Here is a 17436-nt window from a genome sequence, read left to right on the forward strand (position 1 = left end):
GGCATACTCGGCGCTCTTGAAGCGAGGTGGCCGGGTGTTCGATCTCAATGATCTGTTTTATTTCGTCCAGGTGGTCGAATGTCGAGGCTTTGCGCCTGCTAGCCGCAAGCTGGGGATTCCCAAGTCCAAACTAAGTCGGCGCATCGCCGGGCTGGAAGAGCGCCTGAGCGTTACGCTGATTCACCGCTCGACCCGCAAGTTTGCGGTGACCGAAAGCGGACGCGATTACTATGGGCATTGCGTGGCGATGCTGGTCGAGGCTGAAGCCGCAGAAGAGGCCATCCAGCGTTCAAAATCCGAGCCTCAGGGCAGGGTGGTCATCAGTTGTCCGCCAGCCATGGCCGCCATGGGCATCAACGAGTCCATTGCCCGGTTCATGGCCGCACATCCCAAAGTGCAGGTAAATATTGAAAGCACCAACCGGCGTGTCGATCCGCTGGCCGAGAACATCGACATCGCGTTGCGGGTACGTTTTCCGCCGCTGGAAGATGACGGTCTGGTGGTGAAACAGCTTGGCCATAGTGCACAGCGGCTGGTAGCACACCCTGATCTGGCTGCACTGATCCCGGCAGGTGCGTCATTCGACGAGTTGGCCAGGTTGCCCAGTCTGGATGTGCCATCTTCCACGCCGGAGCACCGCTGGCTGCTGGAAAACGGACCAGGTCACTACGTCGAAGTGCGACACGTACCGCGGCTGGTGAGCTCGGATCTGGACGCCATACTGCAGGCAGTTTTGCAGGGCGTCGGTGTGGCGCAGTTGCCGGAAATTCTGGTCAGAGAGGCCTTGCAGCAGGGCCGTGTGGTGGAGCTGTTCGATGCGCATCGCCCCAAGTGCGGCATTTTGCACGCGGTGTTCGTCTCGCGACGAGGTCTGCTACCAGCCGTAAGGGGCTTGCTGAACGAATTCGAGAGCTCGTTCAAGGAGCTGACGCAGAACCCGGAATCTATCTATTGTTCTTTAAATAGAACGAACAGTCGCGTTAAGGGCGGCTAATCAATCATTAAGATCACAGGTAGGATGCTCCCACTTGATCGCTCAACGGCGACACTCATTTGGGAAGCCCGTCATGAAAATCCTGCACCTTGATTCCAGTATCCTCGGCGACCATTCCGCGTCGCGTCAATTGACCCATGAAGTTGCTCAGGCTTATCAACGCGCCCATGCCGACAGCCAAGTGACCTATCGCGACCTGGCCAGCGAAGCTCTTGGGCATTTTTCTGCTGCCAGCCTTGCTGCAGCGGGCACTCCGGTAGAGGCCCGAGACGCCGCCCAGCAGCAGGAAGTTGATAGCAACGAAGCCACCCTGCAGCAGTTTCTCGATTCCGATGTGCTGATAATCGGCGCGCCGATGTACAACTTCAGCATCCCATCGCAGTTGAAGGCGTGGATTGATCGCATCGCTGTCGCCGGGCGCACTTTCCGCTACTCCGAAGCCGGCCCTGAAGGTCTGTGCGGCGGCAAGAAAGTCATTATCGTGTCGACCTCCGGCGGCCTGCATCAAGGGCTGCCAACCGGCGCCGGTCATGAAGAACTGCTCAAGGCACTGTTTGCCTTCATCGGTATTACCGATCTGCAATTCGTCCGTGCCCACGGTCTTGCTTATGGTGAAGAGCCTCGTACCAATGCGATGGCAGCCGCCAGACAGCAGATCGACAGCGAGCTTTTCGCTGCCTGATTCATCATGCATTGCATAAAAGCTCCACAGTCCGCGCACGGTTTTGCGCATGGTTGTGGAGTTTTTTATTATGTGAAGCGCGAGTGGCTGAAACCTTGACAGCTTTCTTACAGGTAATTGCGGGCTTGCAGTATTAAGCTGTCGTCTGATTGACCTGTTTTCCAGCTGATTAACGAGCAATTCGAGAGTGCGCAACAGAGGCAAACAGATTGTGGCCCGGCTTGTGCACTATTTCAGTTTTCAAGACTCTCATTTGAGTGAGAGCGGCGCGCTGGAGCATGATGCTCGACACAAGCGCATAACGGACTGTCCGGACGAGTTGCCGGAATTGCAAAGGTTGGGCCTTGCCATGGTACGTCTTTGTGCAGTGATGCTGGTTTGCCTGCTCGACAGCCTGATTCCTGTTTACGCCCAGGCTGACGAGTCCTGGAGTGCCGGTTATCACGAGTTAAGTTTCCCCGACCCGCTGGATTCGCGGCCTGTGCAGGCCATTGCCTTTTATCCGTCAACGGGCAGCGAACAGACGAGCATCCTCCAGGGCTACCGCGTCGACGCCAGCGAAGACGCACCCATCGCCATGGGTCGTTTCCCGCTGCTGCTGCTTTCCCACGGCAATACCGGCACGCCTCTGGCGTTGCATGACCTCGCCACTTCGTTGGCCCGTCAGGGGTTCGTGGTGGTTGCCGTGGTACACCCGGGCGACAATGATCGCGACCATAGCCGTTTGGGCAGCTTGAGCAATCTTTATGGTCGTCCGCTGCAGATATCCGAAGCGATCAGCACGGCTTTGCTAGATCCAATGCTTGCGCCTTATCTCAATGCCCGTCAGGTGGGGGTTATCGGTTATTCCGCCGGTGGCGAAACCGCGCTGATTCTGGCTGGTGCGCAACCTGACTTGCAGCGCCTGCGCCGATATTGCCTTGAGCGACCGCTGGATCGCGACGCCTGCAAGACTCAGGGTGAGCTGGTGGCAGATCGTGATGACCTGCATGCGCAGGCTGACCCAAGGGTTGGTGCGCTGATGCTGATGGCGCCGCTAACGCTGATGTTCGGCCGTCACACGCTGGGTGATGTACATGTTCCGGTGCTGATGTACGCGGGTGATGACGATCAGTTGCTGGCGCTGGACAGGAACGCAGAAGCTCTGGCGCGCAAACTGCCCCAGGCTCCGGAATACAAGTTGCTGGCAGGGGCAGGGCACTTTGTTTTCATGGCACCGTGCAGTGACGAACAAAGGTCAAGCGCACCTTTATTGTGCAATGACCCTGACGGCGTAGACCGCGAGGACATTCATCGCAACCTGAGCGCCGAGGCTGTAAAGTTTTTCAGTGCTGCGCTTAACTCTGCCGACCCCGATCATTCTGGTATGCAGACAGCCGGTCATCTATAACGCCCCTCAGGCGTCCAGCGATCGCAGGTAATCGCCAAACCCGCCCCTGGCCTTCGAGTCCAGGCGGGTACTGGTGGTGACACGCGGGCGGCAGCTCCAGGCTATCCGCGCACCTATCGATTCCAGCTGGCGAACCAAGTGCACATCTTCGTGGCAGGTCAGCGAAGGGAAACCGCCCGCGCTGACGTAGGCTATCGAACTCACTCCCAGATTGGCCCCATGAATGTGCCGATGGCCATCGCGGTGCTGATAGTGCTCTATGTAAGCCGCTTGGGCAGCAATCGAAATACCACTGTTCCAGTCGCCCGGCATCACGGTTCCGCATACTGCGTCGGCATCCAGCGCCAGCTGTTCGGCAAGCCAGTCACTGGCCACGGTGCTGTCGCCATCTGTGCAGGCCAGCCAGCGCGCGCCTCTGTCGAGAAGAACGGCAGCGCCCTCGGCGCGCGCCTGGCCTACGTTACGCGCCGAAATTTCAAGGGTCATCGCGCCGTATGCTCGTGCAATGTCTGCCGAACCGTCCGTACAGCTGTCGAGAACGACCAATACTTCAACCCGTTCGCCTTTCAGGTCCGGGTGAGCTGCAGCCTGCATGACCGTTTCAAGGCACAGGCCGAGCAGTTGCTCTTCATTGTGCGCCGGAATCAGAATGCCGATCATGGGAGAACTCCTGTTCTGCTACGGAGGTTTCATCACGACTCCACAGGTCCAGCAAGAAATCCTGTTCGTGATGACTGAAAAGCCGGTGCATGGCTAACCGCTTGCCAAGGATGTCGTGGACGGCCTGTGCATTCAGCGGGCAGCCTTCTATATCGGGACGCCAGTGGCAGGCGAGCAATTGACCGTCAGGTGCCAGGGCCGACAGCGCGCAATCGATCAGACGATTGAGATCATCGACGTCAAGGTAATACCCCAGTTCGCTGAACACGATCAGATCAAACTGTCCCTGCGGCCACTGATGCGGCAGACGCGCCTGCACGACAGTGGCGTGGGGCAGTGCCGCCAGACGATGCCGCGCCAGATCGACCGCCAGGCTCGACGTATCGCAGCACACCAGCGCGTCGCAGCGCGCCGCAAGGGCTGCACTGAGCTCGCCATTGGCACAGCCAGGCTCGAATATCGCACGGTAATGTTCGCGGGGCAGGGCGGCCATTGTCAGGGCACGCTTGCGTCGCTCGTACCAGCGCTGTTTGAACGCCCAAGGGTCATCGTTATTGCAAAACAGCTCGTCGAAGTAGCTGTCGGCCACGCTCATGTGAACACCACTTCAAAAGGTTGCAGCAGTCGTTCGAGAACCGCGGCAGGCAGCACGGGCGACAGGCCGATGCCTGGGTCCCCCTCCAGCTGGCTGACAAACGCCTGGGCTGCATGGCGCTTGCGGGCCAGTGTCATCGGGTCCAGCAACAGCTTGCGTGCGCGTTCCCATGGCAGGCGCGGGTCTTCCGGGTCAGCCCAGTGCCAGGCCCAGACGGGGAATTCATGCAGTTGCGCACCGCTCGCCAGGCAGGCCCTGGCACTGGCCCGACCAACCGCTTCATGATCGCCATGGCCGTCACCCGACCATGTGGCAAATACCACATCGGCTGGCCCCAGATGCTTCTCTAGGAACGTAACCAGCCGATCTTCCTCGTCAGCCACCGCGCCGTCCTGAAAACCGCCTCGCGCCCATTCCAGCTGCTCGGCGGGAACCTGAAGACGATGCAGCGCTTCGGCGCTTTCCTGAGGGCGCATTTCAGCCAGGCGCTCGACAGACCAGAGCATTGAGCCTGGGTGGCTACCGGTGCCGTCAGTGACCGAGATAACCAGCAGTTTGCGCTCCAGCTGCGCCAACTGACTCATCAGACCGCCACAGCCCAATACCTCATCGTCAGGGTGCGGAGCTATGATGACGGCCCGGCAATTGGGCGGTACCAACAAGTCTGCAGTGATGACCGCCAACTCACGCAGTTTTGCGGACGCATTCCACGCCGCCAGGGGAGTGCCCTGACCGGCGGAATCGTCGCTGACCAAAAAGCCTTCACTCATTTGCTGGCGTCCTCACAATGACCACGTTTGCGCGGCAGGCAGTCGGGCACCTGTCAATTGACCCAACGCTTCCAGGTCGCGTTCGGCATGGCTCTGGCGCAGGAACACCGGCAGGTCGGTGATCAGGCGGGCAAAATGTGCGTCCTTGCAATAAGGTCCAGCGCCGACTGCGCGGCCTACGTGCTGAATCACCAGATCCGCAGCCTGCTCGACATAGGCACGGCAGCGTCTGGCGAGCACTTCGGCGTTTTCAGTCGGTGCTTGGTCCAGATGCACGGCGGCAGCGCGCAGCACGTCGATTGCCGCTGTGAGCGCAACATCCACCGCACCAAGATGCGCGAGCGCATGGGGCTCTTCACGCTTGCTGACCTGTGCGAGCAGGCGCTGCGCGATTGAGCGGGACGCACCGTACCAGCAAGCCGCTATGCCAATGCCGCCCTGCCAGAAACCGGGTCGCTCCAGGTAGCCTCCCGGTGCGCCGATCAATTGGCCGTGTGCCTGGTCGAACACCACTTCGATACTTCCGGTCGCGCCCATGCCCACGGCACGCCAGCCCTCGTTCGTCAGGTGTACGCCGGGCTGCTGGAGCCTTACGGCGACCAGTTGCTGGCGATTTTCCTGGTCCCAGGCAGTAATCAACGCATGGCTCAACACATTTGCGCCAGAGCACCATGCCTTGCGACCGGTCAGGCGAATCGAATCGTCCGAGCCGCTGATATTCACCCGTGCCTGCGGCGGCTCTGCCGCCCACATGCCCCAGGTGCTGAATTGTTCGGGGGGCGGGGCACCCAGTTCCGCCATGATAGCCAAGGCGTCTGTATGCCCCTCATACAACTTGCACAACCCCAAATCGTGGCCTGCCACGCAGGCCAGCGCCTGCCAGCGCTCAAGTGTCTGACCACCGGCAGGCAGGGGAAGCTGATCCAGACCTTCTCTGACCAATGCCTGCAAGCACTCGCCCAGCGCGCGCGTATCGGCATAGCCATGCTTGCGCCAGTCGAGAAACTCACTCAAGGCATCGGTCATTGCGGATCTTCGTGCTTCAGTTCGAACAGCAGCAGTGAACGAGGGGTAACGGTGTATTCCGAACCGAACGCAAATTGCTCCTTGTTGCGTGCATCGTCCTGATTTGTGTCGATCAGGCACTCATAATGCGTGCCTTCAGGCACCTCCGGCAGGGTGAAGTTGACGCCGTCGTGGTGTGCATTGACTACCAACAGCAATGTGGCGTCAGCACCCGGACGACGAATCCCGGTTTCCTGTGCGCGGCCATCCATCAGCATGCCGAGGCAGCGACCATTGGCATCATGCCATTGCTCTACGCTCATCTCTTCGCCATTCGGGGCGAGCCAGGTGACATCCTTGACGCCGATTTCTTCGTTGTAATCGCCGACCAAGAAGCGACTGCGACGCAGGATCGGGTAGCTCTGACGCAGCTTGATCACTCGGGTCACGAACTTGAGCAGCGCCTCGCCGTCTTCGTCCAGATCCCAGTTGATCCAGCCAATCTCGCTGTCCTGACAGTAGGCGTTGTTATTACCGTGCTGGGTACGGGCGAACTCGTCACCGGCAACGATCATCGGTGTGCCTTGTGCCAGCAACAGGGTGGCGAAGAAGTTGCGCATCTGACGCAGGCGCAGAGTATTGATGTCCTGATCTTCAGTCGGACCTTCAACGCCATGGTTCCAGGACAGGTTGTTGTTGCTGCCGTCCTGGTTGTTTTCGTCGTTTGCTTCGTTGTGCTTGTCGTTGTACGAAACCAGGTCGTGCAGCGTGAAGCCGTCGTGAGCGGTGATGAAGTTCACCGAGGCCTGAGGGCGACGACCGCGCTGGTTAAACATGTTGCCGGACGCAGTCATGCGCGCAGCGAAATCGGCCAATTGGCCTTCGTCGCCTTTCCAGAACGCACGCACGGTGTCGCGAAACTTGTCGTTCCATTCCATCCAGCCCGGCGGGAAACCACCGACCTGATAGCCGCCCGGGCCACAATCCCAAGGCTCTGCGACCAGTTTGACCTGACGCAGCACAGGGTCCTGACGGCACGCAACCAGGAAGCTGTGGCGCTCGTCGAAGCCGTCGTGGTAGCGACCCAGAATGGTTGCCAGGTCGAAGCGGAAACCATCGACATGCATTTCCGACGCCCAGTAACGCAGGGAGTCGGTAACCATCTGCAGGACACAAGGATGGCTCAGGTCAAGCGTGTTGCCGGTACCGGAGTCGTTGATGTAGTAACGCTTGTCGTCCGGCATCAGTCGGTAATACGAGGCGTTGTCGATACCGCGCATCGACAGGGTAGGGCCCAGCTCGTTGCCTTCTGCGGTGTGGTTGTAGACCACGTCGAGAATGACTTCCAGCCCGGCATGGTGCAGGTGCGCGACCATTTCCTTGAATTCGGCAATCTTGCCGCTCGCCAGATAACGCGGGTCCGGGGCAAAGAACGCGATGCTGTTGTAGCCCCAATAGTTGGTCATGCCTTTTTGCAACAGATGCTGATCGTTGACGAACGCATGGATCGGCAGCAGCTCTACGGAGGTCACGCCCAGCTTGCGAATATGCTCGACGACAGGTGCCGATCCCAGACCGGCAAACGTGCCACGCAGCTCTTCGGCGACTTCAGGGTGGCGCATGGTGATGCCGCGCACATGGGTCTCGTAGAAAATGGTCTTGTCCCAAGGCGTGCCGACACGTTGGTCGCGGCCCCAGGTGTAGGCCTCGTCGATAACCTTGCTTTTCGGCACGAATGGCGCGCTGTCGCGTTCATCGAAGCTCAGGTCGCAATCGGGGTGGCCAATGGTGTAACCGAACAGTGCTTCTGACCATTTCAGTTCGCCGACCAGTTGTTTGGCGTACGGGTCGATCAACAGCTTGTTGTGGTTGAAGCGATGGCCGTTCTTCGGATCGTAAGGGCCGTAGACGCGGTAGCCGTAGATCAGGCCTGGGTGCGCATCGGGCAGATAGCCGTGGTAGATCTCGTCGGTGTATTCCGGAAGTTCGATACGTTCGATTTCTACTTCGCCGGTCGAATCGAACAGGCACAGCTCAACCTTGGTGGCGTTCGCGGAGAACAAGGCAAAGTTGACGCCCAGCCCGTCCCAGCTCGCACCAAGGGGGAAGGGGAGCCCCTCACGAATGCGCGTCGGGGTACTGGCAGGATTGTCATGCTGAGCGGAGCTGTCATCTGCCGCGGTAGTGGACTTCGTATTCATGGTGACTTCCTGACGTCGAATGGTTTTCTGAGCAGCCGAGACCGCTATCGAAGCCGTGGGGGCTCCAACATTAAATATAACGAGTGGAGTGGCGGCAGGCCTCGGCTCTTATCAGAGCGAGACCTGCAACAATTGACCGGAGTACGGCCAGAAGAGTTTCAAGAATCAGACGATTTGCGCGGCTTCTTGGCAGCAGGTTTTGCAGGTGCATCGCTGGCAGCCTCTGGCGCCGGTTTAGCCTTTGGCGCAGGCTTGGGAGCCGCCTTTGCAGCAGGTTTGGCTTTCGGAGCTGCAGGCTTGGCTGGAGCGGACTTCGCAACCGGCTTGGCTGGGCCTTTTGCTGGCGCCTTGGCGCTGTCTACTTCAGGCAGCTTCGGCTTGGCCGATTTGCGCACAGTTGACTTGTTGGGTGCCAGTGCCTCGGCTTCCGCCAGTTTGCGCGCCATTTCCCAGTGACGCTCATCATGACCGGAAGGTTTGCCCTCCGATTCCCAGATCTGATAAGCGAAATCGCGAATTCTTTTTTCGTCTGCACTCATGTCGAGACTCCCAGCTATTACGTAGTTTGAATAAGCAAGTTGACGGAAAATCTTTCAAGCGCTGCATTGAGCGGTATTTCCCGGTCATTCATCGCGACAACGTCAGAAAAGAGCCCCTTCCAGTGAGTACCGGAATCGGCAAACGGCACCACAATCCGCGTGTCGCCCCAATTGGCAGCATTAATCAATGGAGTTTGTGCAGTACCCAATAGTTCACTGCTTATGCGTGGGACTACTATGATTGCGCGCACTCCTTGCGTCTCTCGGGCAAACGCCATCACCTGATCAGCGTGGCTGCCCTTTATTTCCAGAGGGATATATTTCCCCTCGCTGAAAAGTGTTGGATGATCGGCCCGCAGGTTCAATACCCTGGCAATCAACGCCTGTTTGATTCGGCCATCCTGCCAGTGCTCCAGCAGTTCAGCTGCGCTGATGTCTTGTGCCAGCGACTTCTGTCTGGTTGCATAATCCACTGGACGCCGGTTGTCCGGGTCTACCAGGCTGAAATCCCAATACTCGGTGCCCTGATACAAGTCGGGGACGCCCGGTGCTGTTAAGCGTAGCAAGGTTTGCGCCAGGCTGTTGAGCGCGCCCGCGGTAGCAATACGATTGGCGGTTGCGCTCAACGACTGACGAAGCCCCAGTGCTTCCGGAGCAAGCAGAAGCCGCTGCAGGAACTCGCGGCAAGCTGTTTCATAGGCCTGATTCGGGGCGCTCCAGCTGCTGTGCAGTTTTGCCTCGCGCAAGGCTTTTTCCTGCCACTGGACCATACGTTGTGCATAGGCTTCGTGAGCGGCTTCGCCTTCCAGATCCAGTGGCCAGCTGCCCAGCAGGGCCTGGTAAAGCATGAGTTCGTCGCCTGCGCTGATCGCAGACTCTTCACCCTTGAGGGGGATAGCCAGTTGTCTCCAGCGCTCGACCTGTTCTGCATACCACGGGGCGCATTCGCTCAGCACAGCAAGGCGCGTGCGAGTGTCTTCGCCACGTTTGTGATCGTGTGTCGCAGTGGTCAGCAGGTTGTCAGGGAATTTCTCCAGACGCTCAAGGCAAACCTTATGGAAATCCTCGACCGGCGCACTGAAATGCTGCGGATGAAAGCCCACATCGTTGCGCGACAGCAGTACTGCGGAACGATAGAACGAGGTGTCTTCAACCGACTTGGCAGCAACGGGGGAGGTCAGTTGCTGGAACCTCACGCATGCATTCTTGTACAGCTTGCGCAGATGGCCGCGAGGCAGTTTGCGCCACGATTCTCCGCCCAGCCAGCGTGCCAGATAGTCCAGCACCGGCCAGTCACCTTCATTCAAGGTGGTACGAGCGCCTTCCATTGCCTGTTGGAAGTAATGGTCATCCTGCTCGGACCGGCCGCATACCGAAATGTAGGTGCGATAGATAGGGAAGTTCACAACCAGCGCCAGCAACGCACGGCGGATCGCCCCCAATGTCAGGTCACGGCTCATCAGGTCGCTACGAGCGACTTGCAACAGAGATTGCGCGACGTTCTCGAAGTCACCTGCCAGGGTGCCATGCAGCACCAGATCGCGGGCAATCAGCACTTCTTGATCAAAGTCGGCGGTGCGCTCGGACAGGCGGCTCCACAGCTCGCCCAGCGGTTCATGGCCCTTGGGGTCATGCTGCAGCAACGAGACCTGATTCATGAACTCGTAACCGGTGGTGCCATCGACACTCCAGTCTTCGCGCAGCGGTTCGTCAGGGCCCAGAATTTTTTCGACGAAGATCGGCAAATGTTCGATCTGCGCTTCGGCAGGACGTTGCTTCAACAGGCTCTTGACCCGGCGATGCAGCTTGCGGCCATAGCCTCGCGGGTTGGCCAGCCCATCGATGTGATCGATGCGCAAGCCATCGACCAGACCGTCGGCGACCAGTTGAAAGATTTTCCCGTGAGTGGCTTCGAACACCTGCGGGCGCTCGACCCGCAGGCCACCCAGCTCGTTGATGTCGAAAAAACGCCGCCAATTGATGTCATCGCCGGCAGTACGCCAACTGGCCAGACGGTAGTGCTGGCGTTCCAGCAACTGATGCAGGCGCTTGAAGCCCTCAGGCTGGCTAGAGTCGAAGTATTCGAAGATGCCCTCGATGCCTTTCAGAACCTGCGCATCCTTTGCAAGCTCGGCCAATTCTGCCTTGGCCTGACGCGCCCGCTCATAAGCCTGAGGGAACTGCGCAAGGGTGGCGAAGCGTTCGCTCATTTCCTTCAACTGCGGGTGGTCGACTGACTGAAGCAGTGAATCATAGGTCAGTGGGCAGATCGGGAAGTGATGCTGATAGTGCTCGATATAAAACGAACCCTGCTCGGCGTTGAAGCGCAGCGGAATTTCTCCGGCCTGCAACACCGTGCCGTAATCACTGCTCAGGAACGGCAGCAGCAACTGACCTTCCAGCAACGGATCTGGCGAATTCCACTGGATATCGAAGAAGTCTGCATAGGGGCTGCGACGCCCCCATTCCAGCAAATCAAGCCACCATGGGTTGTCGGCGCCGCCGACGGCCATGTGGTTGGAAACGATATCGAGAATCAGCCCCATGCCATGCTCGCGCAAGGTTGCCACCAGACGCAGCAGGGCGGGTTCGCCGCCCAGTTCGGGGTTGATGACTGTCGGGTCGACCACGTCATAGCCGTGCATCGAACCGGCACGCGCCTTGAGCAGCGGTGAGGCGTAAATATGACTGATCCCCAAGCTGGCGAAATACGGCACCAGCGGCACCGCGTCGTCCAGCGTGAAATCCTTGTGGAATTGCAGGCGTTGGGTCGCACGCAAAGGCTGTAGTGGACGTTTCATCGGTCACGCTCCGCAGCTTGCAGCCGGGATTGGGACAGCAATTCCAGTCGTCGAGCAGCATTCGGGTTGTCTAGCAAGGAGGCCGCATTGCCGGGAAGGCGTCTGCGCCAGTTCGGGTGGCTGTCGATGGTGCCAGGCAGGTTGGCCTGTTCCTCGACGCCCAGCGCATCTTCCATTGGCAGCAGTACCAGCGGCGCGCGGGTGTGGCCGATGTAGCGCGTGCTCGCATCAATGATCTGATCCGGAGCTTCGCTGTCGGCTGGCAAATCGTCGACGCTCTGGCTCAATGCACGGCGCAAGCTCTGGGATTCTCGCAGGCGTTCTTCACGCCATTGAGATTCGTGCTGATCGTCGATGTGGCCCAGTCGGGCATTCCATTCGATATCCAGCTCGCTGAGCCAGCCTGCCAGCGTTGGCAAGTCGTGAGTACTGGTAGTGGCAAGCGCCTGGTCGGACCAGTCGAGAACAGGTTTGAACTGGCCGTTGTTCTGTTCGAACAACAGCACGCGCATGCCCAGAATGGCCCGCGCGCTTAGCTTGTCGCTGAGACCCTCGGGCACTGTGCCGAGGTCTTCACCCAGCACGATTGCCTTGTGCCGCCAGGATTCCAGACTCAACAGCCGCAGCATGTCATCCAGCGGGAAATTCAGATAAGCCCCTTCACTGGGCGGCGAGCCCTGCGGAATGACCCACAGACGTTGCAGGCCCATGACATGGTCGATACGCAGCCCGCCCGCATGGGCAAAGTTGGCACGCAGCATCTCGATGAAGGCACGGAAACCATTGCGTTTGAGGCCGTCCGGAGAAAACGCGGAAATCCCCCAGCTTTGCCCTGCACGGTTGAGAATATCGGGCGGAGCACCAACCGTCAGAGCCGACAGTAGCTCATCCTGACGACTCCAGGCCTGACTTCCCGCGCCATCGGCACCCACCGCCAGGTCGGCGATCAGGCCGATACGCATGCCGCTGCTGCGTGCGGCATCCTGTGCGCGCTCCAGGCCTCTTGCTATGAGCCATTGGGCGAAGGCATGAAAGCTGATCTGCTCGCCATGAGTCTTGGCAAACTCGGCCACGGCAGCGCCGCGTGGGTCCTTGAAGCGGTCCGGCCACTCATGCCAGTTATTGCCGATAGCCAATGTCGACGACTCTGCAAGCAACGCCTCGAAGCGGCAGTGGTTTTCCAGCGCTTCACCGCCACTGTGACGGAAGCTGTTGAAGTCCTCATGCAAGGGGTGATCGCTCGCACTGAACACATCGTAAAGTGCATGAAGCGCCTTCCATTTGGCAGAGGCAGCGGCAGGCCAGTCAATCAGCGACAGCGACTCGAGACGCTTCATTTCTTCGCCAACACCGGCATCTTCGATCGCCTGACGCCACGCGCGCTCGCCAAGGATGGCGCCGGGGGAGGCATACAGGCTGTTGAGGAACAGGCGGCTCGATGGCGAATAAGGGCTGTAACGGTGCGTGTCATTGGCAAACATCGCATGGATAGGGCTGATGCCTAAAGCATCGGCACCTCGCTCGCCAGCAGAGCGCACGAGCGTCTCGAGTGCCTCGGTGTCGCCAAAACCGCCATCACCTTCTCGACGCAGGCTATAAAGCTGAGCCGTCAGGCCCCAGCCGCGAGGCTTGTCTGCCTGGGTGGCCATTGCCATGCTGTAGCAAGTCTTTGGTGCAATCGCGATGGTCAAGTGCTGCCCGGCAATTTCCAGCTGTTGGTAACCGGGCGGTGCCAGTGCAGGCAATTCGCCATTTGCCGTCAGCCTTGCATCCATTGACGAGCCATCTTCGAGGTGCAAGGTGAAGGGCGTTTCCGGCGCAAACCATTCTGACAGGTTCAGATTAGTGTCCTGATCCACCGTCAGCAGTGGCGGGGCGCTGCTGCCGTGACTGGCGTTTTGCAAACGTTGCAGGCTGGCGTCAATAGCCTCGCCGCTTTCAGCCGGGTAGCCCAGCGCTTCGAGAACCTTGCGCAGTACATCGGGGCTTACGGTCTGTGGCCGAGCGTTGGCGTCGACCCAATGCACCGACAAGCCTGCTTCCGTCGCAAGCCTTTCCAATTGCTCATTGTTCATCCTGTTCCTCCAGAACATCACTTGCTTTCAGGCTGACAATGGCCGTGTATGGATTGAGGATGCCTTGCGAGGAAAGTTCGGACGATTTACCGGAGCTGGAGAAAATCAGGCGGCTCTCTGGCGGCAGGGTCACAGCGACGGCTGTTTCACTGAGGTTCAGGTCGATGCGCAGAACACTGCCATCGCCCATCGTCCATCGAGCGCTGACCGCCTTGTCGCCCAAAATGTCGGTTTTCAGGAAGTGTGCGCCTGGCAGCCGCGGGATTATTTCCTGATGACGCAGGGCCAGCAGCATCGCGTAAAAGTCGACCCAGCTGCGGTGATCCAGGCCGATATCGGTTTCCAGGTCCACTGCGGCAAAGGCCGGGCGCGATGCCTCGAAGGTCTTGATATCGTTGGGGTCAGGAATATGTTCACGCTTTTCCGGGTCTGCAAACGCAGCGAAGTCGGCAAATTCCTTGCGACGACCTTCACGTACCGCGTCGGCCAGTTCGCCGTGGTGGCTGGTGAAGAACAGAAAGGGCTCGCTCGCTGCCCACTCGTCGCCCATGAACATCAGGGGGATCATCGGTGAGAGCAGCAGCAGGGCGGTCGCCGCTTTCAGCGCGGCAGGCGAGCACAGCTGTGGCAGGCGCTCGCCCAGTGCGCGATTACCGATCTGGTCATGATTCTGCAAAAACAGCACGAAGGCGCTTGGCGAAAGGTGCCCGCTGGGCTCGCCACGCGTGTGCCCGTGACGAGTGGCTTCACCCTGGTAGACAAACCCCTCGCTCAGCAGACGAGCGAGTTTTTGCGTCGGCTCCTGGGCGAAGTCCGAATAATAGGCATCGGTCTCGCCGGTCAGCAGCACGTGCAGGGTGTTGTGCCCGTCATCGTCCCACTGTGCGTCGAAGCCCTTTTCGAGCAGGCTGGCCTGGTTGAATTCGTTTTCCAGGTTCAACCACACATGCCTGGACGGTTCTATCTGCCCGCGAACCCTGGTGGCGAACTCAGGCAGAAAGGTTTCGTCGCGTATGGCGTGTACGGCATCCATGCGCAGCCCGTCGATTCTGTATTCGAGTAACCACATCAGTGCGTTGTCGACGAAAAAGTCGCGTACTTGCGGGCGTCGGAAATCAATCGCATCGCCCCAAGGCGTGTGCAGGTCACTGCGGAAGAATTCTTTGGCGTAACTACCCAGGTAATTGCCGTCCGGACCGAAATGGTTGTACACCACATCCAGAATCACCATCAGACCCAGGCCGTGGGCAGTGTCGATCAGGTGTTTGAGCTGTTCCGGCGTGCCGTACGAGGACTGCGGTGCGTAGTGAAGAACGCCGTCGTAGCCCCAGTTTCTGTCGCCAGGAAACTGCGCCAGCGGCATCAGTTCGATGGCAGTGATGCCCAGCTCTGCGAGGCGTGGAAGATGTTTCTCGACGCCGGCGTAGCCACCCATCGTACCTACATGCAGTTCATAGATGACAGCCTCATGCCACGGACGGCCGTTCCATGAGGTGTTTTGCCACGAATAGGCGTTCGGGTCGACGACGACACTGTGCGAGTGCACGTCGTCGGCCTGCGAGCGTGATGCCGGGTCTGGCACTTCGAGCGTGCCATCGACTTTGAAGAGGTATCGAGTACCCGCCTTGCAGCGGGTTTCAAGAACGAACCAGCCTTGCGGCTTCGGCTCCATGGCCAAAGACTGGCCATCCTGCAGTTCAACGCTTACCTGTGAGGCATCCGGTGCCCAGAGGGCAAACCGGGTGTTTTCGGAGTCCAACAAAACGGCGCCGTGGCGCCAGTTATCGTCTGTACGCAGGGGCATCCATTAATCCTTAACCTAGTAGTTGCTGGAAATACTCACATTTTTCTTCAACAGGTCACGGTACAGCTCTGCGTAAGGCTCTACGGCCTGATGCCAGTTGAAGGGAGCGGCCATGGCACGGCAGCGCATGGCATTGAGTAGCTCCGGGTATTGAAAAACGTGAAACGCGCGATTCAACGCGCCGATGTAGCTCTCGACCGTGGATTCATTGAACAGGAAGCCAGTGACGCCATCCTCGATGGTGTCTGCCAGGCCGCCGGTATTGCGTGCCACAGGCAACGAGCCGAAGCGTTGTGCGTACATCTGGCTGAGGCCGCACGGTTCATAGCGCGAAGGCATCAGCAGAAAATCGCTGCCGGCGAACATGCGTCGAGCGTCGGTTTCATTGAAGCCGATACGCACACCGATGCGCCCCGGGAAACGAGCAGCCAGTTCGCGCATCGCTTCTTCTTCCTCGGGCTCGCCACGGCCGATGATCGCTATCTGGCCGCCGTTGTTGACGATGTGTTCGGCGACGCCAATGGTCAGGTCCAGGCCCTTCTGAAAAACCAGTCGTGAGACAACGGCAAACAGCGGGCCGGAGGAGGCGTCAAGTTCGAACAATTCGCGAACGTAGTCGGCATTGATTTCCTTTCGCGTCCACTCATTGGGCGCGAAATGGCAGATCAGGTGTTCATCTGTCGAGGCATCCCAGCTTTCATCGATTCCGTTGGGGATTCCGCTGAGTTGGCCTTTGTCGGCCTTGCTTTGCAGAAAGCCTTCCAGCCCGCAGCCGAACTCAGGCGTGGTGATTTCCTGGGCGTATGTGGCGCTTACAGTGGTGATGTGGCTGGCGAACGCCATGCCGGCCTTGATGAACGACAGCTGGCCGTAGAATTCCATGCCTTCCGGCGTGATCGCTTCATCTGGAATACCCAGTTCGCGACTCGAAGCGGTGCTCACAGTTCCTTGGTAGGCCAGGTTGTGAATGGTGAAGATGCTGGGTGTGGTCTGCCCGCGCCAGCGCATGTAGGCAGGCGCCAGGCCAGCTGGCCAGTCATGCGCGTGCACCAGTTCAGGACACCACTGGCTTTTCACTTCGCCGGCCGCGAACTCTGCAGCTGCGAGGCCCAGACGAGCGAAACGGATATGGTTGTCCGCCCAGTCGCGGCCAGTGCTGTCGGCGTATGGCGTGCCCTCACGCTCGTACAGTTCCGGGCAGATCAGCACATAAATGACGAGGCCGTCCTTCATGTCCATGCGACCGACCTTGCAAGGCGGCAGTGCGGCGTGTCCGCCCAGCTGGCTGATGATGTGAATCGGGTTCCCGCTATTAATAACCTGCGGATAGCCTGGAATCAAAACACGTACATCGTGCAGGTGGCGCATGGCTCGCGGCAGCGCGGCGGACACATCACCCAGGCCTCCGGTCTTCACCAGGTCAGCCAGTTCCGATGTTACAAAAAGCACTTTACGCCTGTTGACCTGAGACAAGGCCGGTTTGACAGGCGAAGCCGGCAGTTGCAGCGATGGAAGGCTGCTGGCAGTGAAGACAGGCAGATGAGTCAGCTCGCCAACTGGCTGGTTAAAACTCTCTCCCTTCTGGGTTTTGACAGCGGCGCTAATCATCGATTTTTCCCCTTTAAACAGTCTTGGTGCATCACTTAGATTTTTATTGGCCATTTCCTATGGCCGGGTACACATACGTGCATTACGCAAGATCAATACCCGTTTCGAGCTTGCGTAATGACAAAGCGGCGTGATGTCGCCATAACCGGATGTCAGCCAATAGCATAGATGCTCTATTCACCTGACAGGGGCGTTTTGGAGAAGTTTCGAGTTTTTTATCGCTGAATGTCTGGAACGGGCTTCGCAGCTGCTATCACAGTCATGCTGCAGGCTGCAGCCCGTCGGACGCTGCGCTCTTTCGGGGCAGAATGG

General features: G+C 59.0%; 13 protein-coding genes. 3 read left to right on the forward strand and 10 right to left on the reverse strand.

Annotated elements, in window-relative coordinates; genetic code table 11:
* The first annotated feature begins 34 nt into the window (after positions 1–34).
* The 3 genes from ALO43_RS07560 (at position 35) to ALO43_RS07570 (ending at position 3066) form a co-directional block, all read left to right on the forward strand.
* Positions 35–994 (forward strand): LysR family transcriptional regulator, encoded by a 960-nt coding sequence (locus ALO43_RS07560; RefSeq protein ID WP_005894118.1) that lies wholly within the window; start codon positions 35–37, stop codon positions 992–994.
* Positions 995–1067: 73 nt separating this feature from the next.
* Positions 1068–1676 (forward strand): FMN-dependent NADH-azoreductase, encoded by a 609-nt coding sequence (locus ALO43_RS07565; protein ID WP_005894119.1) that lies wholly within the window; start codon positions 1068–1070, stop codon positions 1674–1676.
* 349 nt (positions 1677–2025) lie between these two features.
* Positions 2026–3066 (forward strand): alpha/beta hydrolase family protein, encoded by a 1041-nt coding sequence (locus tag ALO43_RS07570; protein ID WP_024691161.1) that lies wholly within the window; start codon positions 2026–2028, stop codon positions 3064–3066.
* A 6-nt stretch (positions 3067–3072) separates the two neighbouring features.
* On the opposite strand, the gene ALO43_RS07575 is transcribed toward ALO43_RS07570, so the two are convergent.
* The 10 genes from ALO43_RS07575 to glgA form a co-directional block, all read right to left on the reverse strand.
* The gene (locus tag ALO43_RS07575) at positions 3073–3726 is read right to left on the reverse strand and encodes a glycosyltransferase family 2 protein (protein ID WP_005894122.1); all 654 of its coding nucleotides are present in this window, start codon (positions 3724–3726) and stop codon (positions 3073–3075) included.
* On the reverse strand, positions 3695–4321 hold the full coding sequence (locus ALO43_RS07580; RefSeq protein ID WP_054997321.1) for a class I SAM-dependent methyltransferase: 627 nt from the start codon (positions 4319–4321) through the stop codon (positions 3695–3697). The genes ALO43_RS07575 and ALO43_RS07580 overlap by 32 nt, the downstream gene beginning before the upstream one ends.
* Complete coding sequence (locus ALO43_RS07585) at positions 4318–5091, reverse strand: PIG-L deacetylase family protein (RefSeq protein WP_054997322.1); 774 nt, start codon at positions 5089–5091, stop codon at positions 4318–4320. Before ALO43_RS07585 ends, ALO43_RS07580 begins: the two co-directional genes overlap by 4 nt.
* Before the next feature lie 12 nt (positions 5092–5103).
* Entirely contained in the window at positions 5104–6117 is a 1014-nt protein-coding gene (locus ALO43_RS07590; protein ID WP_024669356.1) for an acyl-CoA dehydrogenase family protein, read from the reverse strand.
* A complete protein-coding gene (gene glgX, locus ALO43_RS07595; protein WP_054997323.1) occupies positions 6114–8297 on the reverse strand; it encodes a glycogen debranching protein GlgX in 2184 nt (727 codons plus the stop codon). The genes ALO43_RS07590 and glgX overlap by 4 nt, the downstream gene beginning before the upstream one ends.
* Before the next feature lie 158 nt (positions 8298–8455).
* Positions 8456–8836: a DUF2934 domain-containing protein gene (locus ALO43_RS07600; protein ID WP_005894127.1), complete on the reverse strand. Its 381-nt coding sequence runs from the start codon at positions 8834–8836 to the stop codon at positions 8456–8458.
* Positions 8837–8853: 17 nt separating this feature from the next.
* Complete coding sequence (locus ALO43_RS07605) at positions 8854–11637, reverse strand: malto-oligosyltrehalose synthase (RefSeq protein WP_054997324.1); 2784 nt, start codon at positions 11635–11637, stop codon at positions 8854–8856.
* Positions 11634–13712, reverse strand: coding sequence for a 4-alpha-glucanotransferase (malQ, locus tag ALO43_RS07610; protein WP_054997325.1), 2079 nt, complete (start codon positions 13710–13712; stop codon positions 11634–11636). Before malQ ends, ALO43_RS07605 begins: the two co-directional genes overlap by 4 nt.
* Positions 13702–15516 (reverse strand): malto-oligosyltrehalose trehalohydrolase, encoded by a 1815-nt coding sequence (gene treZ / locus ALO43_RS07615; RefSeq protein WP_024691154.1) that lies wholly within the window; start codon positions 15514–15516, stop codon positions 13702–13704. Before treZ ends, malQ begins: the two co-directional genes overlap by 11 nt.
* A 15-nt stretch (positions 15517–15531) precedes the next feature.
* Complete coding sequence (gene glgA, locus ALO43_RS07620) at positions 15532–17124, reverse strand: glycogen synthase GlgA (RefSeq protein WP_005894132.1); 1593 nt, start codon at positions 17122–17124, stop codon at positions 15532–15534.
* Between the last annotated feature and the right edge of the window lie 312 nt (positions 17125–17436).

This window comes from Pseudomonas tremae, from assembly GCF_001401155.1.
Lineage (GTDB): Bacteria > Pseudomonadota > Gammaproteobacteria > Pseudomonadales > Pseudomonadaceae > Aquipseudomonas > Aquipseudomonas tremae.